The 21166-nt window shown below is 43.0% G+C and carries 18 protein-coding genes; all 18 read right to left on the bottom strand.

All coding sequences use genetic code 11. The annotated features are described in order from the left end of the window. Nucleotides 1–45 precede the first annotated feature (45 nt). Entirely contained in the window at nt 46–999 is a 954-nt protein-coding gene (locus E0485_RS03865) for a bifunctional riboflavin kinase/FAD synthetase (protein WP_132416655.1), read from the bottom strand. A 20-nt stretch (nt 1000–1019) separates the two neighbouring features. Next, nucleotides 1020–1964: a tRNA pseudouridine(55) synthase TruB gene (gene truB / locus E0485_RS03860; RefSeq protein ID WP_132416654.1), complete on the bottom strand. Its 945-nt coding sequence runs from the start codon at nt 1962–1964 to the stop codon at nt 1020–1022. Further along, nucleotides 1961–2953 carry a DHH family phosphoesterase gene (locus E0485_RS03855; protein WP_132416653.1) on the bottom strand — a complete coding sequence of 331 codons (993 nt, stop codon included), beginning with the start codon at nt 2951–2953 and terminating at the stop codon, nt 1961–1963. The genes truB and E0485_RS03855 overlap by 4 nt, the downstream gene beginning before the upstream one ends. Continuing rightward, nucleotides 2950–3306 (bottom strand): 30S ribosome-binding factor RbfA, encoded by a 357-nt coding sequence (gene rbfA / locus E0485_RS03850; protein ID WP_132416652.1) that lies wholly within the window; start codon nt 3304–3306, stop codon nt 2950–2952. Before rbfA ends, E0485_RS03855 begins: the two co-directional genes overlap by 4 nt. 4 nt (nt 3307–3310) lie before the next feature. Beyond that, a complete protein-coding gene (gene infB / locus E0485_RS03845) occupies nt 3311–5947 on the bottom strand; it encodes a translation initiation factor IF-2 (protein ID WP_407944828.1) in 2637 nt (878 codons plus the stop codon). A gap of 85 nt (nt 5948–6032) precedes the next feature. Then, nucleotides 6033–6332, bottom strand: a complete 300-nt coding sequence (locus E0485_RS03840) for a YlxQ family RNA-binding protein (RefSeq protein WP_132416650.1) — start codon at nt 6330–6332, stop codon at nt 6033–6035. Next, nucleotides 6325–6642 carry an RNase P modulator RnpM gene (gene rnpM / locus E0485_RS03835; protein ID WP_132416649.1) on the bottom strand — a complete coding sequence of 106 codons (318 nt, stop codon included), beginning with the start codon at nt 6640–6642 and terminating at the stop codon, nt 6325–6327. The genes E0485_RS03840 and rnpM overlap by 8 nt, the downstream gene beginning before the upstream one ends. 31 nt (nt 6643–6673) lie before the next feature. Further along, nucleotides 6674–7771 carry a transcription termination factor NusA gene (gene nusA, locus E0485_RS03830; protein ID WP_132416648.1) on the bottom strand — a complete coding sequence of 366 codons (1098 nt, stop codon included), beginning with the start codon at nt 7769–7771 and terminating at the stop codon, nt 6674–6676. Nucleotides 7772–7814: 43 nt separating this feature from the next. Continuing rightward, entirely contained in the window at nt 7815–8273 is a 459-nt protein-coding gene (gene rimP, locus E0485_RS03825) for a ribosome maturation factor RimP (protein ID WP_132416647.1), read from the bottom strand. Between the two features lie 221 nt (nt 8274–8494). After that, nucleotides 8495–12802 carry a PolC-type DNA polymerase III gene (locus E0485_RS03820; protein ID WP_132416646.1) on the bottom strand — a complete coding sequence of 1436 codons (4308 nt, stop codon included), beginning with the start codon at nt 12800–12802 and terminating at the stop codon, nt 8495–8497. 181 nt (nt 12803–12983) lie between these two features. Beyond that, nucleotides 12984–14441, bottom strand: a complete 1458-nt coding sequence (gene proS / locus E0485_RS03815; RefSeq protein ID WP_132416645.1) for a proline--tRNA ligase — start codon at nt 14439–14441, stop codon at nt 12984–12986. A 209-nt stretch (nt 14442–14650) separates the two neighbouring features. Then, nucleotides 14651–15916 (bottom strand): RIP metalloprotease RseP, encoded by a 1266-nt coding sequence (gene rseP, locus E0485_RS03810; RefSeq protein ID WP_132416644.1) that lies wholly within the window; start codon nt 15914–15916, stop codon nt 14651–14653. Nucleotides 15917–16165: 249 nt separating this feature from the next. Next, nucleotides 16166–17317, bottom strand: a complete 1152-nt coding sequence (locus tag E0485_RS03805) for a 1-deoxy-D-xylulose-5-phosphate reductoisomerase (protein ID WP_132416643.1) — start codon at nt 17315–17317, stop codon at nt 16166–16168. Between the two features lie 35 nt (nt 17318–17352). After that, nucleotides 17353–18156 (bottom strand): phosphatidate cytidylyltransferase, encoded by an 804-nt coding sequence (locus tag E0485_RS03800; RefSeq protein ID WP_132416642.1) that lies wholly within the window; start codon nt 18154–18156, stop codon nt 17353–17355. A gap of 33 nt (nt 18157–18189) precedes the next feature. Continuing rightward, on the bottom strand, nt 18190–18981 hold the full coding sequence (locus tag E0485_RS03795) for an isoprenyl transferase (protein ID WP_132416641.1): 792 nt from the start codon (nt 18979–18981) through the stop codon (nt 18190–18192). A gap of 154 nt (nt 18982–19135) precedes the next feature. Continuing rightward, a complete protein-coding gene (gene frr / locus E0485_RS03790) occupies nt 19136–19690 on the bottom strand; it encodes a ribosome recycling factor (RefSeq protein WP_132416640.1) in 555 nt (184 codons plus the stop codon). Beyond that, complete coding sequence (gene pyrH, locus E0485_RS03785) at nt 19690–20421, bottom strand: UMP kinase (RefSeq protein WP_132416639.1); 732 nt, start codon at nt 20419–20421, stop codon at nt 19690–19692. The genes frr and pyrH overlap by 1 nt, the downstream gene beginning before the upstream one ends. An 86-nt stretch (nt 20422–20507) precedes the next feature. Then, the gene (tsf, locus tag E0485_RS03780; RefSeq protein ID WP_132416638.1) at nt 20508–21158 is read right to left on the bottom strand and encodes a translation elongation factor Ts; all 651 of its coding nucleotides are present in this window, start codon (nt 21156–21158) and stop codon (nt 20508–20510) included. Nucleotides 21159–21166: the final 8 nt, after the last annotated feature.

Here is a 21166-nt window from a genome sequence, read left to right as displayed (position 1 = left end):
TGCATAAGCAAGCGTAAATGAACTTATTCCATGCAAACCCGACGCTTATTTGGAAATGCTTGATAATATCGAGCGTGCTGTATTGGCATTAGCTTGAATTTCTTTGATAAGCTCTTCTATTGAAGAGAATTTCTGCTCTCCACGAATAAAATCAATCAATTCCACCTTAAGCTGCTGCCCATAGATGTCTTCGGAGAAGTCAAGAATATGCACTTCCAGGGAAAGCTTCAGCTCACCTGTCTGGAAGGTAGGTTTAACCCCAATATTCATAACTCCATTATAGATGTTTCCATTCAATTCCACACGTACGGCATATACACCATAGCGTGGGATCAAATAGGGAGATTGAAGCTGCAGATTAGCGGTTCTGAACCCGATCGTTCTTCCACGCGCATCGCCGTGAATTACTTCACCTTGGATGCTGTATGCCCGCCCTAGCAATTGATTGGCCGTCTTGACATCACCTTCAGAGAGCGCAGTACGAATAGCGGAAGAACTTATTTTAACTTCAGCACCTTCTATTAAATAGGGTCGAACGACTTGAACCGCGAATCGTCCCTTGCTAAGCTCGCATAACGTATCTACATTTCCTTCCGCACGATGTCCAAATCGAAAATCAAATCCGACGATGATCGTTTCAGGCTCTAGTGGAATAAGAATACGCTCTACGAATTCTGAAGCACTTAATCGCATAAGGTTGTCATTAAACGTAACTAAATAAGTTCGATCAACCCCTAGCTTATCAAACAACTCCAGCTTGAGCGGAACAGGCGCTAGCAATTGATCGTAGCCTTCGATCCCGATTACTTTACGAGGATGTGGGTCAAAGGTCATAAGCGCAAGCTCGCACCCTGCTGCTTTAGCAGAACTGCACGCTTTAGCAATGACTTCTTGATGTCCACGATGTACCCCATCAAATTCACCAATCGCAATAACTTGCTTGCCTGATGGTCCTTGGGGCTTATCTGCAAAAGGATGAGTAAGAGAAATTACGTCCATAAGTGATCACCTACCATATGTTAAACGGATGAAGTGGGAGGCTCGCTAAAAATTTTGTGCGGAGCAAGGATCCGGTTCCCTTCATTCCATTGGAATAGTCCAACGAAATTCTCTTGCCTGTCATACACCCGAACAATCGCCTGGTCAGCTACTTCATTCAGTTCAGCTTCAGCTTGCAATCGTATTCTTTGTCCTTGAGCAGCTTGTACGGCTTGCTTCTCAGATAAATGAAGAATTGGCAAATGACCAATTGCCTGATCCGCTGGTATTAACCGTTCTGCCAGTGTACCATTTGCTGACAGCTCAGCAATTTGTTCTAGGGTTAAGCAGTCATCAAGAGATAGATTCCCTGTGCGAGTTCGGATAAGCTCCTTCATCGCTGCAGGAAATCCCAGCTTACGGCCAATGTCTACACATAATGTCCGAATATAAGTTCCTTTGGAGCATGTGACCCGAAAAGAGAATTCAGGTAAGGATTCATCTAATCGCATATCCAACAGCTCAAACTCATGAATCGTGACTTTACGTGCCTTCCGTTCCACCTGTTCGCCCTTACGAGCTAGTTCGTACAATCTTTTGCCATCAACTTTAACAGCTGAGTACATCGGAGGTACTTGTTCAATTTCTCCCAGAAAGGAAGAAATCGCTGAGCGTATATCAGCCTCAGAGATTGTGACTTCATTCACACGCTCAAGTACAGTACCAGATAAATCTTCTGTATCTGTCGCAAGTCCAATTACGACAGTTGCTTCATATTGCTTAGGCAGTTCCTGAATATACTCAACCATTCTTGTAGCTCGACCGATACATAACGGTAATACACCTGTCACCTGCGGATCAAGTGTACCCGTATGTCCAATTCGTCTAACACCAACAAGTCTGCGAACTTTGGCTACAACATCATGTGATGTCCAGCCTGCAGGCTTCATTACAGCCAGGACGCCTTCTAGCTGCTGTTTCGTCATTGTAGCTGTTTCCCTACTTCCTGAATCAATTGCTTGATTATGTCTTCCACTTGTCCTTGAATCGTACAACCCGACGCTCGCACATGTCCGCCACCGCCAAAGCCTTTGGCAATTAACGCAACATCAACTAAGCCAGCTGAGCGAAAGGAAACTTTGTATTCCATATCGCCTCTCTGCTTAATAAGCAAGCCTACCTCTACCCCTTCCACATTGCGCGGATAATTGATTAGCCCGTCCAAATCTTCATTGGAAGCTCCTGCTCCTTCAATTAATTCAGAGGTTACAACGATCCATGCGATCCTGCGGTCAGGTGTAAATTGAAGTGTCGGTAGCGTTTGCTGAAGCAATGATACCTGCTCGTACGTCATCCGTTCAAGTAGCAGATTAGCGAGCTCGGGCCCTTTGGCCCCAAGCTCCAATAATCTGGCTGCCATTTTTAGCACCTTGGATGTTGTGGATGCGTACCTAAAACCACCCGTATCCGTCAGCAATCCCGCATAAATCAAGTTAGCAAAATCACGATCCAGCTTAAGCTCCAACAAACAGGCTAAATCGTATAAAATTTCGACGGTTGCCGCGGCATCAGCTTTAATCACTTGGCATTTTCCATAATAATCATTCGTTGGATGATGATCAATGTTCAGAATATGCGCATCTTCAGCAATTAACCCTTGAATAGAACCAACTCTCGAGTAATCCGCACAGTCTAATGCAATTACGCTCGAGAATTTTCTTTCCATACTGCTAGTCCCACTAATTATATCCACAACACCAGGCAAAAAGAGAAACTTCTCAGGCATGCTGTTCTCGTTAACCATTGTGTAATGCTTGCCTAGCTGTTTCAGAATCCAACCCATTGCGGCTGTGGAAGCGACTGCGTCGCCATCAGGCTGAATATGAGCCACGACCAAGAAATGATCATGATCTAAAATAAATTTTCCTACTTTCAAAAGCGATGGCTCATATTCTTTTCCGTCATAGGTTATCATTCTGGCGGATTCTCCTCTTTAATTTGATGAAGAAGATTCTCAATCCTTGAGCTATAGTCAATCGAAGTATCGATTTTGAAAATCAATTCAGGCACTTTACGCAAACGAATTCGTTTACCAAGCTCTGATCGAATATAACCTGTAGCCTTGGTTAAAGCTTTAACGGCATTATTCTTGTCTTCTTCAGAACCTAGAATACTTAAGAACACTTTAGCTTGTGACAAATCATTCGTCACATCTACGCCAGTAACGGTCAAAAACCCAACACGCGGGTCTTTGATTTCCGTTTGAATAATATGAGAGAGCTCTTTTTTGATCTGTTCGCCTACTCGGCCAACACGCACTCTAGCCATATGATCACCTCTCTACTGTTTCCATGATGAAGGCTTCAATAATGTCTCCTTCTTTAATATCATTAAATTTCTCTAAAGATATACCGCACTCATAGCCTTGCGCCACTTCTTTCACATCATCCTTGAAGCGCTTGAGTGAATCAATTTTACCTTCAAGAATAACAATGCCGTTACGGATTAAACGAACTTCTGCATTACGCGAGATCTTGCCTTGTGTGATCATGCAACCTGCAATTGTTCCTGATCCTGTAACTTTAAACACGTTACGAACTTCTGCATGACCAATAACATTCTCTTTATAGACTGGATCAAGCATACCTTTCATCGCTTGCTCAATCTCTTCAATTACTGTATAGATGATACGGTGCAGACGAATGTCAACTTTCTCAAGCTCAGCTGTATTCTTCGCTTGCGGCTCAGGACGAACGTTAAAGCCGATTACGATTGCATTGGATGCGGAAGCCAAGATGATATCCGATTCCGTAATCGCACCTACACCATTAAGAATAATTTTGACACGTACGCCTGCGACCTCGATCTTTTCAAGTGAACCTTTAAGTGCTTCTACTGAACCTTGTACGTCACCTTTGATGATCACGTTAAGGTCTTTCACTTCACCCTCTTGGATATGCTTGTAAAGCTCCTCAAGTGTAACTCTGGAATTCGCGCGAACTTCGGATTGTTTAAGAGCAATTGCACGCTTTTCAGCGATGTCACGAGCTTTACGCTCATCCTCGAACACGATGAACGGATCACCGGCTTGCGGAACTTCGGTTAGACCCGTAATCTCGACTGGCGTAGATGGACCCGCTTCTTTTAAACGTTTGCCCTTATCATTCACCATCGCACGAACACGGCCGAAGCAAACCCCTGCTACGAAAGAGTCACCAACTGCAAGTGTACCATGCTGAATTAGAAGACGAGCTACTGGACCACGGCCCTTATCAAGCTCTGCTTCAATAATCGTACCACGCGCACGCTTATTTGGATTTGCTTTATATTCTTGAACTTCTGCAACGAGAAGAATCATTTCAAGCAAGTTCTCTAAACCGATGCGTTGCTTAGCAGAAACTTCACAGAATATCGTATCTCCGCCCCACTCTTCGGGAACAAGCTCATACTCTGTTAAAGATTGCTTAATTTTATCTACGTCTGCAGCAGGTTTATCAATTTTGTTAACGGCAACGATAATTGGCACTTGCGCAGCTTTGGCGTGAGCAATTGCTTCTTTTGTTTGCGGCATGACACCGTCATCGGCTGCAACTACGATAATCGTAATATCGGTTACTTGCGCACCACGTGCACGCATCGTTGTAAATGCTTCGTGACCAGGTGTATCAAGGAACGTAATTTTCTTACCGTTAACATCAACTTGATACGCACCAATATGCTGCGTGATACCGCCTGCTTCGCCTTCCGTTACGCTTGTATGACGAATTGCATCAAGAAGTGTTGTTTTACCATGGTCAACGTGACCCATAATCGTAACAACTGGAGGACGCTCCTTCAAATCTGCTTCATCGTCTTTCTCTTCCACTAGCTCGAATTTATCTTCCTCTACAGGAATTTTCAATTCAACCTCTACACCAAATTCCGTTGCAATTAATTGAATTGTATCCAAGTCAAGCTCTTGATTGATTGTAGCCATTACACCTAAGAATAACAGCTTCTTAATAACTTCGGATGCATCCTTATGAAGTAATTTAGCTGTTTCCCCTACTGTCATTGTACCGCGAACAATAATTTTCTTCGGCGTGTTGTCAATTTTTTCCTTTTTAGGTTCAGGGGAACGATGACCCTTACCAAATTTATTGTTGCCTTTAGCGCCGCCCTTGAAGGAGCCTTTTTTATTATCATCGAACCGGTTAGGAGCAGCTTTACCTTTTTTATTGCCATTTGCATCTTCAAAGTTGGAACGCTTGGAATCAAAGCTATCCTTGTCTTTGACTAGACGACGTTGTCCTTGGTCTGCTGCTGATCTAGATGAAGCAGCCGGCGCACTTTGGCTTGAACGCTGTTGTTGATCGCGCTGTCCACCTTGTTGAGGTCTGTTCGCGCTTTGACCACCTTGATTATTGCCATAGCTTGGTCTATTCGATCCTTGACCGCTTTGACCTTGTGGACGGCTAGAGCCTTGACCACCTTGACCTTGACCTTGACCGTATGGTCTATTCTGACCGCCTTGACCACGTTGCGCGCCATCGCGGTTTCCAGCATAGTTGCCTTGACCTTGTGGACGTCCGTCACGTCTTGGATAGTTACCACCACGATCATTGGAACGTTGTCCACTGCCTTGTTGATTGTTTGATGCAGAATGGTTCGGTCTAGCATTCGATGTTTGCTGCTGAGATTGAACTTGCGCTGCAGGTTGTGATTGTACAGCTGTAGGCTTGGCAGCTTGTTCGCTGACAGATTTGTCAGTTGATCCAGCTGCAGGCGCAGTCTGCTTAACAGGTGTTGTTGCCGTAGCAGGTGCTGCAGCTTTAGGTGTTTCCGAAGCACGCTTAGCCGCTGCATTGGATTTTAAATCGTTAAAAAATTTCTCCACACTTGTTACCGCGTCATTCTCCATCACGCTCATATGATTATTAACAGGGATATCTAGTCGTTTCATGATCGTGATAATTTCCTTCGAACTCATATTTAAAGATTTGGCATACTCATATACGCGAAGTTTGTCTTTATTATTGTCGCTTTTGTTTGTCAATACCTTTCACCTCCGAGATTTATAGCAAGCTCTTGCGCAGCATTTTAACGAACCCTTCATCCACGATGGCAATTGAAACTCGTGCTTCCTTGCCAATGCTTGCTCCGAGCGATTCCCTGGTTCCATATACAATGATAGGAACGTTATAGAAAGTACATTTATCGTGAAATTTCTTATGCGTACCTTCTGATGCATCCTCAGCCAGAATAACCAGCTTAGCTTCACCAGAACGAATCGCTTTAAGAACCGTTTCCTCACCAGTTACTAGCTTACGAGCTCTTGTCGCTAGTCCGAGACCAGAATAGAATTTATCACTCATCTAAGTCATCCGTCATTGCCTGTTGATTTTGAATAAATTCATCTTCCACTTTCACAAAATCGCTTTCCAGACGATCATAGATCTCTGAACTTACCGAAGACTTGAGAGCTCGATCAAGTGCTTTGGATTTCTTAGCTAATTTGAAGCATGACAGCTTTCCGCATAAATAAGCACCACGTCCAGATTGCTTCCCCTTCAGATCAATCAAGATTTCCTCTTCGGGTGTTCTAACGATGCGGATCAGTTCGCGCTTAGGCATCATTTCTTGACATGCCACACATTTGCGCAAAGGGACTTTACGCTGTTTCATCGCTTATCACCTCTCCATTTGAAATCTACTGTTAATCCTGTGGCAAAGTATTAAGGCCCTCATCTTCGTTATAAGAGCGCGGGCGTCCAAATTCTTGCTCAGCTTGCGCTTCACTCTTGATATCAATTTTCCAGCCTGTAAGCTTAGCAGCCAGCCTAGCATTCTGACCTTTAATTCCGATCGCAAGTGATAGTTGATAATCAGGCACAATCACACGTGCCATCTTCTCGTTCTCGAATACAGTAACTTCCAGTACTTTTGATGGGGAAAGACTGTTTGCAACGTATTCTTTAATATCATCCATATAACGAACAATATCGATTTTCTCACCGCGAAGCTCATTCACGATTGTCTGTACACGTAGTCCTTTAGGACCAACACATGAACCTACTGGATCTACCTCAGGATTACGAGAATAAACCGCGATTTTGGAACGGAAACCCGCTTCACGAGCCACAGAACGAATTTCAACTACACCTTGGAAAATTTCAGGCACTTCAAGCTCGAATAGACGTTTAAGTAGTCCTGGGTGCGTACGTGAAAGAATAATTTGTGGACCCTTGGTCGTATTCTCTACTTTGGTAATATAAGCTTTAACACGATCACCGTGCTTGAATGATTCATTCGGCATCATTTCGTTAAGCGGCAGGACAGCTTCCACTTTACCAAGGTCAATATAAACATTGCGTGTATCCTGGCGTTGTACAATACCAGTAACGATGTCCTCTTCCTTCTCGATGAACGCATTGTAGATCAGACCGCGTTCAGCTTCACGAATACGCTGAGTAACAACCTGCTTGGCTGTTTGCGCTGCAATTCGTCCAAAATCGCGAGGCGTCACTTCAATTTCGACGATGTCGTTCAATTGATAATTGGAATTCAATTCACGTGCAGCATGCAGTGAAATTTCAGTTCTCATATCCAGAACTTCTTCTGTGACTGTTTTGCGAGCATATACTTTAACAACACCTGTTTGTCTGTTAATGTCCACTCGTACATTTTGTGCCGAACTAAAATTACGTTTATAGCTAGAAATCATCGCAGCTTCGATTGCGTCAATTAATAGTTCTTTGGAAATCCCTTTCTCACGCTCAATGTCAGAAAGTGCCTCAATAAAATCAATACTCATTAGAAAACAGTTCCCCCTTTCAAATTAAACGCCTACGTGTTTCTTAGAACACGATTGCCAGACGTGCGCTTGCAACCTTGGCATATGGAATAGTGCTTTTGGCTTTGCCAGTTTGGATAACTAACTGTTCACCGTCAAAAGATAACAGCTTGCCTTCGATTTCCTTGGAACCGTCGATATTCTCATATGTAGTCATAAATACATGTTTGCCCACAGCTTTGTGTATATCTTCTGGTTTTCTTAGCGGTCTTTCAGCTCCAGGTGAAGATACTTCCAAGAAGTATGCAGTTGGAATTGGGTCTTTCTCGTCTAGCTTTGCAGATGCGTATTCCGATATTCGAGAGCAATCTTCAATATCAATCCCACCATCTTTGTCCACATAAATACGGAGAAACCAATTGCTGCCCTCTTTAACGTATTCCACATCAACGAGTTCGTAACCATTTTCTGTTAAAAAATCCGTCAGCATTTCATCGATGATTGTTTGAATTCCAGTGCTCAATCGTCCTACCCTCCTAAATGTTATTGCGATGTTAATTCGCGTCAATTACATATACCAAAAAAGTCTATAGCAAAATGTAAAGAGTGGGTTTCCCCACTCTTTGTTCACGAGACGTTATCTTCATTATTGCCAATATCAAGTATAGCATAACCGTCAAGAGGTTGACAATACAATTTCCAGAGGTATCCTATTCGAATTCCCTTGTAGATCAAGCCTATTTCCTAGAATAAAGACAGTTGATTAGACTCAGGCAAACCACGGAAGCAACCCATTTCGCCAAGAAGCTCGACAATCGTTTTGGATGCCTTGGATCGAATTTGGAAGTCCTCAATGGACAAGTAGTCTCCATCTTCACGAGCAGCAGCGATATTCTTCGCCGCACTTTCCCCGATCCCTGACATGGCTGCAAATGGAGGTATTAAAGAATCGCCATCAATAATAAACTTGGTTGCATCCGAACGATATAAATCAATTGGTTTAAACGACAATCCACGCGAAGTCATCTCGAGCGCCATTTCCAGAATCGAGATCATCGCTTTCTCCTTAGGAGATGCGGCAAACCCCTTCTCCTCAATCTCGAGCAATCGCTTCATAATTGCGTTATAACCCTGACATAGCAGATCAAGCTCAAAGTCTTCTGCACGTACAGAGAAATACGTTGCATAATATTGAATCGGATGATTAACCTTGAAGTAAGCACAGCGAACAGCAGAAATAACATAAGCAGCGGCATGCGCTTTAGGGAACATATATTCGATGCGTTCACAGGATTCGATATACCAATCAGGTACATTATGATCTTTCATATTCTGCTTCCACTCATCTGTAAGACCCTTACCTTTACGTACACTCTCAGTAATTTTAAAGGCAAGACCTGCATCCATTCCAGCTTTATAGATCAAAAATAGCATAATATCGTCACGACAACCAATAACGGTCTTAATATTACAAATCCCTCTACGAATGAGTTCTTGTGCATTACCTAGCCACACGCCAGTACCATGGGATAGACCAGAGATCTGGAGTAAGTCGGCAAATGAGCTTGGCATCGTTTCCTGCAGCATCTGCCTAACGAACTTTGTACCCATCTCAGGAATGCCATAAGTTGCAACTGGCGTCCGAATCTGTTCGGGCGTTACTCCTAACGCTGCGGTTGAGTTAAAAATACTCATAACTTTCGCATCGTTCATCGGTATTGTTGTTGGATCAATGCCCGTTAAATCCTGCAGCATCCGCATCATGGTCGGATCATCATGCCCTAGAATATCGAGCTTCAGCAAGTTCGCATCGAAGGCATGATAATCGAAGTGCGTTGTTTTCCATTCTGCCGTAATATCGTCAGCAGGAAATTGAACAGGTGTAATCTCTTCAACATCCATATAGTCAGGTACGACAACGATACCGCCTGGATGCTGACCTGTTGATCTTTTTACACCTGTAAAGCCTGAGGCAAGTCTGTTGATCTCAGCACTACGCCAATTTTTTCCGTATTCTTCAGCATATTTCTTCACATAACCAAATGCTGTTTTCTCAGCAATCGTACCAATCGTTCCCGCGCGGAATACACTTTTTTCTCCAAACATGATTTTCGTAAAGTTATGTGCGACAGGCTGATATTCACCCGAGAAGTTAAGGTCAATATCGGGAACCTTATCCCCTTTAAATCCAAGGAAGGTTTCGAACGGAATATCTTGTCCCTCGCCCTTCAGCTTATGTCCACAATTCGGACAATCCTTGTCCTTCAGGTCAAAGCCACTTGGTACACTTCCATCCAAGAACCATTCGCTTAGCTGGCAGGATGGACAAATATAATGCGGCGGCAATGGATTAACTTCGGAAATACCTAGGAATGTCGCTACTACGGATGAACCAACAGAACCCCGCGAGCCAACGAGATAGCCATCTTCATTCGATTTTTTAACGAGACGCTCTGAGATCAAATAGTTCGCAGAGAATCCGTATTTAATGATTGGAACAAGTTCTTTCTCTAACCGTGCTACAACAACCTCAGGCAGCTCTTCGCCATAAATGCTCTTCGCCGTTGAATAGCAGGTGCTTCGAATCTCATCGTCCGCACCATCAATAATCGGTGTATACAGCTTATCTGTGAACAAGTCATAGGAATCGAATTCATCCGCAAGTGAGCTCGTATTCGTCACAACGACTTCAAGTGCCTTCTCTTCGCCTAAGAAATCAAACTCATTCAGCATCTCCTGTGTCGTACGGAAATGAGCATCTGGCTTCTCCATCCCCTTAAGTGGAGAGAAACCCGTTATTCCATTAATCGTAATATCTCGGCATAGCTTATCTTTCGGATTCAAATAATGGACATTGCCTGTAGCCACTACTTTTTTACCCAGCTTATAACCAATTTGACAAATTCGCTTAACGGCATCTTGAAGCTCGGCTCTTGATCCGACAAAGCCTTTGTCCACCAAATGCTGATTATAGCTGACAGGCTGTATTTCAAGAACATCATAGAACTCTGCTACCGATTCCGCTTCTTCAACGGATTTATTAAGAACGGCTTCAAAGAATTCACCCTTCTCACAGCCCGATAGAATAATGAGCCCTTCTCTTAGTTCAACTAGCTTACTCTTTGGTATACAAGCGACTCGATGAAAGTATTCCGTATGAGAAAGTGAGATCAGCTTGTACAGATTCTTCTTGCCAAGCTCATTCTTCGCATAAATACAGCAGTGGAAAGGTCTGGCTGTCTTCAAATTAGATCCGACAAAATCATTTAAACGCTGAAGCTTATGAATCCCGCGTTCACCCGCTTCATTGATCAAATGAAACAGAATATAGCCTAACGCAATCGAATCATCGATCGCTCTATGATGATTTTCCAGTGACACTTTAAATTTATCAGCAAGCGTATTTAACCGATGATTCTTCATGTCTGGGAAAAGCAATCTTGCGAACTCCAATGTATCAAGCGCAGCATTCGTCAGCTCGGGAAGTCCAAGCTGCTTCAGGTTTGCCTGAATAAAATCAACGTCAAATCGCGCGTTATGCGCGACAAGAATGGAATCTTCACAGAATGCTGCGAACTTCGGAAGCATCTCTTCCAGTTCAGGTGCATCCACGACCATATCATCTGTAATATTCGTTAGCTGCTGAATGTTATAAGGGATTTTTTCGTGCGGATTAATGAAAGTCGAGAAGCGATCGATTTCTTTGCCGTCTTGCATTTTGACACCGGCGATCTCGATGATCTTATTGTTCACAATCGATAAACCTGTGGTCTCGATGTCGAATACAATATAAGTAGCATCCTTCAAGTCCGCTTCAATCGGCTTCATCACAATTGGGACTGAATCGTTGATCACATTGGCTTCCACGCCATAAATGACTTTGATCCCATGCTTCTTCGCGTTCTTATTCGCATCCGGGTAGCATTGTACCCCACTATGATCCGTGATCGCAATTGCTTTATGTCCCCACTTGGCAGCTTGCTTGATATACTGATCGACTGATGTTATGCCATCCATCGCACTCATCGATGTATGCAAGTGGAACTCAACACGCTTCTCGGGTGCCTCATCCTTGCGTGAAATTTCTAGAGAAGCAATCTCATTAATATCCGTCGGTATCATAACTAGCTCTGGTGTTTGCATAAATCTGTCATACTCTACACGCCCACGAACCTTAATCCAAGTACCATTGGAAATTAAGCTATAAATCTTCACATCTTCCTTCGTCTTGGCAAAACATTTGATCATTAAGGAATCCGTGTAATCCGTTATATTAAACGTAAACAAAGTAGAACCATTGCGCAACTCTTTGGATTCTAATCCGAATACGGTTCCTTGCAATGTGATTTTCTTTTCTTCATCCTGGACATTCATGATTGGAACAGCTGCATCACGAATATCATAACCAACCATCAGCTTAACGTCCGCTTCAGGTCCTGAGCTGCTTTCCTTCTCTAATACGGAAGCAACCATCATTTCTTGTGTTACATTGCGCTCTTCTTCTTCTATCAGCTTGGCGAATTCTTCAAACTTCTCTTCAGAAGCCTCATTTACTTGATACTTTACACTAAGTTCCACACCAAAGAAATCGCGGAAAAACGAAACAATATACTGATCAACGTTGCGTTTCTTCGCCAGTTCCATGCCAATCGCGTCGAGCATGTGCAGTGTTAACTGATTGCCAACAACTTCAACCTTTGCAGTTGTCATCCATCCGTTAATGCTTATCGCTTCACGTTGTACCCAAGTGATGAACATCGACCAATATTCATTCACTACATCTGCTGCAGCTACGTCTTCATATCGCGTCACAAATCGAATTTTGGCAATATGGGAATGCTTGTCCGCAATCAGTTGGCAGAATGGACGAAACACATCCTGCGGGACGAGCTTAGGAACAACCATATAGAACTTCCATTCCGCCGTATTGCGGCTTACTTCCACTTGATCCAAATACGCATCGGCAAAATAGTTCTGCTGGGCGTCAACTGGTATCCCGGATTGTTGCATCAACAGCTCAAAACGCTTACGTTTATCCCCCATTTGGCTCATGCGTTGTATCCCCCTTATCAAGAAGAAACGGTTTCATCGTCTTTAAGGACGGATGCGTTTCTTAAGATATTACTCAGAATTTATGACACGAATGTTATAAATTCTGTAATATGAACAGTAAAGGGCAAAGGAATAATGCATCGCTTTGCCCTAACTTTAAATTGCTTATTTATACTAAGAATTAATAGGAACGTCCGTAAACAACCGTATGCTTAGCTGGTTCTCCACAAACTAAACATGTTTTCTTCTCCTCAAGCGGTTCAAACGGAATGTTACGTGATGTTGCGCCTGTTACTTCCTTAACATGTGCTTCACACGCATCTGATCCGCACCAGCCAGCAGTTGCAAATCCACGCTTCTCTTCCAAGAATGCAGCGAATTCATCTACTGTATCCACAACTACCATGTTCTCATCACGGAAACTCTTCGCGCGTTCAAACATTTGATCATGAATATCAGCAAGCATTTGTTGCACCTCTGCAACGAAGTCTGATTGCTGAACGACACGCTTCTCTCCCGTAATTCGGGATACGAGGACAACAACACCGTTCTCCATATCACGTGGTCCTAACTCTACACGAAGCGGAATTCCACGCATTTCATATTCGTTGAACTTCCAACCAGGGCTTTGGTCTGGACGATCATCTACTCTTACGCGAACGCCAGCAGCTTTCAGTTCTGCATACAATTCATCTGTGCGGGCAATCACTTGGTCTCTCGTCTTCGCAGGGCCAATTGGAATCATGATTACCTGTGTAGGTGCAACCTTCGGTGGCATTGCAAGACCGCGATCATCACCATGCACCATAATAAGTGCTCCAATCAAACGTGTGGACACACCCCATGATGTTGTATGTACATAGGTATGCTGATTTTCACGATCCAAATATTTAATATCAAAAGCGACAGCGAAGTTTGTTCCTAAATAATGGGAAGTACCTGCTTGTACAGCTTTACCATCACGCATCATAGCTTCGATGGAGTACGTATCAACCGCACCTGCAAACTTCTCAGAAGGCGTCTTCTGACCAACGATTACCGGAATTGCAAGGTAGTTCTCCACAAAATCACGGTAAACCTCAAGAATTTGCATCGTTTCTTTGCGCGCATCAGCTTCATCTTCATGAGCTGTATGTCCTTCTTGCCATAGGAATTCACTCGTACGAAGGAATGGCATTGTACGCTTCTCCCAACGAACAACATTCGCCCATTGATTGATAAGAAGAGGTAGATCGCGATAAGAGTTAATCCACTCTGCATACATATGACCAATCATCGTCTCAGATGTTGGACGAATAGCAAGACGTTCTTCCAATTTATCTCCGCCTGCTTCCGTTACCCAAGGAAGCTCAGGGTTAAAGCCTTCAACATGCTCTTTTTCCTTCTGGAAAAAGCTCTCCGGAATGAATAATGGGAAATAGGCATTGCGATGACCTGTTTCTTTGAAACGACGATCTAGTTCACGTTGAATATTCTCCCATAGCTCATAGCTATCAGGCTTGAATACGATACAACCACGAACAGGTGAATAGCTCATTAGATCAGCTTTCTTGATCGTATCTAAGTACCAGCGAGAGAAGTCTTCGCTTTGCGGTGTAATTTCTTTAACAAATTGTTTATCCTGTTTATCGTTCGACATAATATCCCCCTAAAAGCTTTCCAAAGGAAAGCTGCATCGTAAGCATTGGCTAAAATCTTTTCAAAGGAAAGCTGCATTGTAAGCATTAGCTACAAGCTTTCCGAAGGAAAGCTGCATCGTAAGCATTAGCTATAAACATGCTTCAACCATTATAACCGAATATGCAGTCGTTTGACTATCATCTTCCTAAAACGATTTATTACATCGATCTAGCTTGTAAATAAACGAACGATATCGTTATATGTCACCACAACCATTAATAGCATCATCAGTGCAAATCCGACAAAATGAACGAGACTTTCACGGCTAGGATCTATCGGCTTGCCTCTTACGGCTTCAATACCTAAGAAAACAAGTCTAGAGCCATCCAGCGCCGGGAATGGCAGTAAATTAAATAAGCCTAGATATAAACTGAATATTGCAGTCCACAGAAGATAATACGATAATCCGTGCGATGCAAATTCAGACGTCATTTGAACAATTCGAACAGGACCACCGAGGTCGTCCATCTTCACTTCACCAAAGACGAGCTTTTTAAAACCATCCAGGATATTGACTGTCCAGCTGGTGATGTTATTCCAAGTACCTTCAAGCACTTCTCCCGCAGTTGCGGAACGTTTATCGCTGCCCAGTACAACACCAATTAGAACGCTGCCCTGCTGCTTATCCAGCTTAGGTGTTACCTTCAAATCTAAAGTCTGTCCACCGCGTTCTACAGTCCAGTCCATCGGCTTATCGGCTGATTGCTGAATCATTTGCTTTAGGCTAGTCGTATCTGCACCAACCTGCAGACCGTTTACATGTGTGATAACGTCACCTGCTTGAAGTCCTGCTACTTGTGCAGGCGTTGAAGCATTCACTTGATCGAGCTTAATATTGGCAGGTATACCTTGCATAATCACGACAACACAAAAGAGAACAACAGCCAGCAAAAAATTCATGACTGGACCCATTACGATGGATAATGCGCGTTTGCCAACGCTCTTGGAACCGAATTGACGATCGTAAGGAGCAATTTGGGTTTCCGTTCCTCTTGCCACCATCATTGCTTGTGGATGAACTGAGAATGTAACCATTTCACCATCAACATTCATCGTCATTTGGAGATCATGGGTCAGATCGATTTCCGTAACCTCACCTTGAATAACACTTGGACGTTGATCCAATTGGTCCATATATAAATAAGAAACCTGCTCTTCCTTATTCAATTTAACGACGATGGTCTGCCCAGGCTTAATTTCGATCTGCTCAGGATCTTCACCAGCCATCCGTACAAATCCACCGATCGGCAATAATCGAAGCGTATATCTGGTCTCACCTTTTTTGTGAGAGAACAGCTTAGGTCCAAATCCTATTGCAAATTCACGTACGAGGATACCTGCACGCTTTGCAAAGTAAAAATGTCCAAATTCATGTATCGTTACCAAAACAAAAAACAACAAGATAACTTTTAGTGCCAATTCAATTGATGACAAAACGTACCTTCCTCCTTTTATACAAATGCTCAAGTGTACAAGCATGTGCAAGAAGTCACTGCAAATTTCACTTGGGTTCATTTATTCATGTTAATAGCTTACATGATTCGAAATGGCAAAACAAGCAAACGGCTATGTCTATAGGAATAATGTTAGAATTTATGAGCTTGATCGATTATTCATTCTTGCTAATTATAAAAATAGAGAGTAAAGCAGCATCGCTCCACTCTCTTTCATTTATAACCAATTCTATATAATTTTAGCAGCCACTGTACGTGCCCACTGATCTGCTTCAACGATTGCCTCTAAATCTGGGCTCGCAATCGATTGATGTTGATGAAGTGTGCGTATAATGACTTCTTCAATATCCAAAAATGATATCGCTCCGTCTAGGAAACGAGCAACTGCAACTTCATTGGCTGCATTATACACAGTTGGTGTTGTGCCACCTGCTCGGCCGCTATCGTATGCCATCTGCATACAAGGATATCGCTTCATATCCATCTGTCTAAAATGCAGCTTGCCAACCTGTACCAGGTCAAGAGGTGCCGACAAGTTTGGCATTCGGTTCGGATACATAAGTGCATACTGAATCGGTACGCGCATATCCGGGCTCCCAAGCTGGGCAATGATACTATGATCAACAAATTCAACATAAGAATGGATGATGCTCTCCGGATGAATTACGACATCAATATGATCATAATCCATATTAAAGAGCCAGTGTGCTTCAATCACTTCTAGCCCCTTATTCATCATCGTAGCCGAATCAATCGTAATTTTGGCGCCCATCGACCAATTTGGATGCTGAAGCGCTTCATGGACCGAAACACCAACTAACTGATCCCTTGTCCGATCACGGAATGAACCGCCAGATGCCGTTACTACTATTTTGTGAACATCAGTCCTTCGCTCACCATTTAAGCATTGAAATATTGCTGAGTGTTCACTGTCAATAGGCACAAGTGCAACACCATGCTTACGAGCAGCTTCCGTTACGATATGCCCCCCACTCACAAGTGTTTCCTTGTTGGCAAGGCCGATTGTTTTGCCTGCTTCAATCGCATCAAGCGTCGGACGCAAGCCTTTGCTTCCTACAACAGCCGTGACGACAAAATCTGCATCCGTACCTGCAGCAACCTCACGCAAGCCTTCATCACCATACAACACCTCAATACCTGCAGGAACACTTAGCTTTAATTCTTCAGCAAGTTCCTTTGTTGATATCGATACCTTCTTAGGCCTAAACTGATGTATTTGCTCTAGCAATAATTGTATATTATTTCCTCCGGCTAGTGCCTCTACCTGAAACTGCTCTTTATGCTGTGCAATAACATCAAGAGTCTGTGTTCCAACAGAGCCTGTTGACCCGAGGATCGCAATTGATTTCGATTTATTCATGCTTGTCCTCCAACGAGAAAAGATGATTTAGACGCTTATAAGTTAAGAGTCAGTAAGCCGAATAGGTGAATGATTGGAAATACGATTAGCCAAGAATCAACACGATCCAGCACGCCGCCATGCCCTGGAAGAATCGTACCTGTATCCTTAATTCCTTTAATACGTTTATACGCAGACTGTATCAAATCCCCAAACTGTCCAAATACAGCAACAATCAAACCAATCAGCAGTGCTTGCGGCACGCTAAGAAGCTCTGGCTTTATGATTGCAAAAATGATGGCAGCGATAATCGCGACCACAACTCCGCCAATTGAACCTTCAATCGACTTCTTCGGAGAAATCGTCGGCCAAAGCGGATGCTTGCCGAATTTAACGCCAACAAAATACGCACCAGCATCTGATAACCAGACGCAGACAAATATAAGCAGCGTATAGAATAATCCCGAATCCAACAAACGGGTTGAGATCATGTAATGAAAGCCATACCCTATGTAGACAGATCCAAGGAACAAGGCTGCCGCTTGATCGATCACAAAGCGATTCTTGCTAACAACATTAACGGCCAATAGCAGGAACATGGCAAGCCAGATTACATTATTATTCATTGGCATACCGATATTAAACTGATCTATATCCCATGGAATCGCAATCCATAGCATCAAGAGATAGCCTACGAAAGATGCAAATTTATGGTTTAATAAACCGAACATACGAATGTATTCATAATAACCGATAATGGCCATGATCAGAATTAAACCTGAGTACCAATAACCACCTAACACTAATAAAGCTAAAAATGCAACTGCTGCAATAACACCTGTAATTATGCGCTGCTTCAACGCAAATTCCTCCAATCGCTAGTACGATTGTTACTAGATTCCCCCATATCTCCTACTGCGATGCTGATATTCAGCAATCGCTTGTAAGAAATGCTCATTAGTAAATTCAGGCCAATAAGCATTCGTGAACCAGAGTTCAGAATAAGCTATTTGCCATAGTAGAAAGTTGCTTAATCGCTGCTCTCCACTTGTCCGAATGAGCAGGTCGGGATCAGGCAGTCCAGCTGTAAGCATATAGCTAGAGAATCGCTCTTCACAGATATCCTCTGGCGTCAGCTTGCCTTCCTGCACATCATTCAGCATTTGCTGAATACCGTCAAGTAATTCCTTACGACCACCATAATTAAGCGCAAAATTGAGAATAAGCCCTGTATTATTCTTGGTTCGTTCGATTGCATCCTCTACAGCCTTTAAGGTGTGTGTGGGCAATCCTTCCTTCCAGCCTGTCATTCGAATCTGAACATTATTCTCCATCAGCTCTTCAATCTCAAGTGGAAAGAATTCTTGTGGCAGCTTCATTAAGAAGTCCACTTCCTCTTTAGGTCTTTTCCAATTTTCCGTTGAAAAAGCATACATAGTCAGCACCTTGACTCCAAGTGCATTCGCCATGAGCGTGATGTTCTTAATATTCTTCATTCCAGAATGATGGCCCGCAATTCGCGGTAAACCACGTTGCTTAGCCCATCTTCCATTACCATCCATAATAATCGCTACATGCGCAGGTATATTGTCTTTTTTTAGCAACTCTTGATCTATTACACGGCTCGTATCCGAATGTGTATGAGAAGATGAAGGGTTGAACCAATGTTTCAAGCGCTTCCACATATGCATTTTCCCCCATTAAAGGAAAGACTAAAACCCCCGCTTAAACAGGGGTTAAGTTAGTGATATAGAATTTATATCTTTCGTATCATAAATTCTAAGTATCACCTTAAGAAACGCGCCTTCTCTAAGGAAGGCGAATTCGTTTCTTCTTGACTTATACTTCCATGATTTCTTTTTCTTTAGAAGCAAGTACTTTATCGACTTCCGCGATAAACTTATCGGTAAATTTTTGAATGTCCTCTTGATGACCGCGAGACTCATCCTCAGAAATACCAGATTTCTCAAGCTTCTTAATATCATCGTTCGCATCGCGACGAATGTTACGGATAGCAACTTTTGATTCTTCGCCTGTTTTACGAGTAAGCTTCACAAGCTCAGCACGTCTTTCTTCCGTAAGTGCTGGTATAACAAGTCGAATAACAGATCCATCATTCGCAGGAGTAAGACCCAGTTCTGATTTCAGAATGGCTTTTTCAATTGCGCCGATTGAGGATTTATCCCATGGCTGAATCGTTAAAGTTCTGGAATCTGGTGTCGAAATATTTGCTAGTTGGTTTACTGGAGTCATAGCTCCATAATACTCTACTTGAATACGATCAAGCAACGAAGCCGAAGCACGTCCTGCTCTAAGCGAAGCTAATTCTCTTTTGAGAGAACCGATGGCTTTTTCCATACGCTCTTCCGCATTTTTCTTAACGGATTGTGGCATTACGATACACTCCCTTTAACTATCGTTCCAATTTTTTCTCCAAGCACAACTCGTTTAATATTACCACTCTCTGTAATTGAGAATACAATAAGAGGCAAATTGTTGTCCATACAAAGTGAAGAAGCTGTCGCATCCATAACGCCAAGGTTTTTGTTTAGAACGTCTAAATAGGTCAGTTCTTCAAATTTAACCGCGTTAGCATCTTTAAACGGATCTGCTGAATATACGCCATCCACTTTGTTCTTAGCCATAAGAATAACCTCGGCTTCGATTTCCGCAGCTCGAAGGGCAGCAGTCGTATCTGTTGAGAAATACGGATTGCCTGTTCCTGCAGCGAATATCACAACTCGACCTTTCTCCAAATGACGGATTGCACGTCTACGAATATAAGGTTCTGCAACCTGTTGCATATTAATCGATGATTGTACACGTGTTGGTACACCGCTAGTCTCAAGCGCATCCTGCAAAGCAAGTGCGTTCATCACTGTCGCTAGCATGCCCATATAATCAGCAGTCGCACGATCGATTCCTTTTGCAGAACCTGCGATACCTCTCCATATGTTGCCGCCACCGACAACGATTGCCACCTCTACACCAAGATCAACAACTTCTTTTACCTGCTCGGCAACTGAAGTCATCATTTCGGATTCAATCCCGTAACCTTGTGAACCTGCTAATGCTTCTCCGCTCAATTTTAACACAACACGCTTATATTTAGGTTGCTTTAACACTTAGTACCCTCCGTTTCCAGACACAACATTTTTTAAAAAAGAAGGAACACAAGATGTGTTCCAGCTTTTTCTTGTTAAACTTTTGATTATAGTTTAGCTTGGGACATTACTTCTTCAGCGAAGTTATCCACTTTCTTCTCTAGACCTTCACCTAGCTCGAAACGTACGAAACGACGGATGGAAATGTTCTCACCAATAACGGAGATTTTCTCATTAACCAAAGTAGAGATCGTTTTGTCTGGGTCTTTAACGAAAGATTGCTCCATCAAGCAGTTTTCTTCGTAGTACTTGTTGATGCGACCTTCAACCATTTTATCAACGATTTTCTCTGGCTTGCCTTCGTTAAGTGCTTGATTGCGAAGAATTTCTTTTTCTTTTTCAAGCTCTTCAGTTGGCACCTCTTCGCGACGAACATATAGCGGGCTAACAGCAGCGATTTGCATTGCGATATCTTTTACGAATGATTTGAACTGATCAGTCTTCGCAACGAAGTCTGTTTCACAGTTTACTTCAACAAGCACGCCTACGCGTCCGCCTGCATGAATGTAAGATTCAACAACACCTTCAGTAGCAATACGGCCTGCTTTGTTAGCTGCTGCCGCTAAACCTTTTTCACGAAGGATTTCGGATGCTTTTTGAATATCACCTTGTGCTTCTTCAAGTGCTTTTTTGCAATCAAGCATACCTGCACCTGTTTTTTCACGTAATTCTTTAACCATGCTAGCTGTAACTGCCATTAATAAAA

It is taken from the genome of Paenibacillus albiflavus (assembly GCF_004344915.1).
Lineage (GTDB): Bacteria > Bacillota > Bacilli > Paenibacillales > NBRC-103111 > Paenibacillus_AM > Paenibacillus_AM albiflavus.
This window is presented reverse-complemented; position numbering and strand designations above follow the sequence as displayed.

What these genes read in the sequence shown, in the direction of transcription:
- rnpM (WP_132416649.1), bottom strand. Translation starts at nt 6,642, where the DNA reads ATGAAACAGCGTAAAGTCCCTTTGCGCAAATGTGTGGCATGTCAAGAA.
- infB (WP_407944828.1), bottom strand. Translation starts at nt 5,947, where the DNA reads ATGAGTTCGAAGGAAATTATCACGATCATGAAACGACTAGATATCCCT.
- frr (WP_132416640.1), bottom strand. Translation starts at nt 19,690, where the DNA reads ATGCCACAATCCGTTAAGAAAAATGCGGAAGAGCGTATGGAAAAAGCC.
- truB (WP_132416654.1), bottom strand. Translation starts at nt 1,964, where the DNA reads ATGACGAAACAGCAGCTAGAAGGCGTCCTGGCTGTAATGAAGCCTGCA.
- nusA (WP_132416648.1), bottom strand. Translation starts at nt 7,771, where the DNA reads ATGAGTATTGATTTTATTGAGGCACTTTCTGACATTGAGCGTGAGAAA.
- E0485_RS03855 (WP_132416653.1), bottom strand. Translation starts at nt 2,953, where the DNA reads ATGATAACCTATGACGGAAAAGAATATGAGCCATCGCTTTTGAAAGTA.
- E0485_RS03840 (WP_132416650.1), bottom strand. Translation starts at nt 6,332, where the DNA reads ATGAGTGATAAATTCTATTCTGGTCTCGGACTAGCGACAAGAGCTCGT.
- E0485_RS03795 (WP_132416641.1), bottom strand. Translation starts at nt 18,981, where the DNA reads ATGTGGAAGCGCTTGAAACATTGGTTCAACCCTTCATCTTCTCATACA.
- tsf (WP_132416638.1), bottom strand. Translation starts at nt 21,158, where the DNA reads ATGGCAGTTACAGCTAGCATGGTTAAAGAATTACGTGAAAAAACAGGT.
- E0485_RS03865 (WP_132416655.1), bottom strand. Translation starts at nt 999, where the DNA reads ATGGACGTAATTTCTCTTACTCATCCTTTTGCAGATAAGCCCCAAGGA.
- proS (WP_132416645.1), bottom strand. Translation starts at nt 14,441, where the DNA reads ATGTCGAACGATAAACAGGATAAACAATTTGTTAAAGAAATTACACCG.
- rbfA (WP_132416652.1), bottom strand. Translation starts at nt 3,306, where the DNA reads ATGGCTAGAGTGCGTGTTGGCCGAGTAGGCGAACAGATCAAAAAAGAG.
- E0485_RS03805 (WP_132416643.1), bottom strand. Translation starts at nt 17,317, where the DNA reads ATGAATAAATCGAAATCAATTGCGATCCTCGGGTCAACAGGCTCTGTT.
- E0485_RS03820 (WP_132416646.1), bottom strand. Translation starts at nt 12,802, where the DNA reads ATGAGCCAAATGGGGGATAAACGTAAGCGTTTTGAGCTGTTGATGCAA.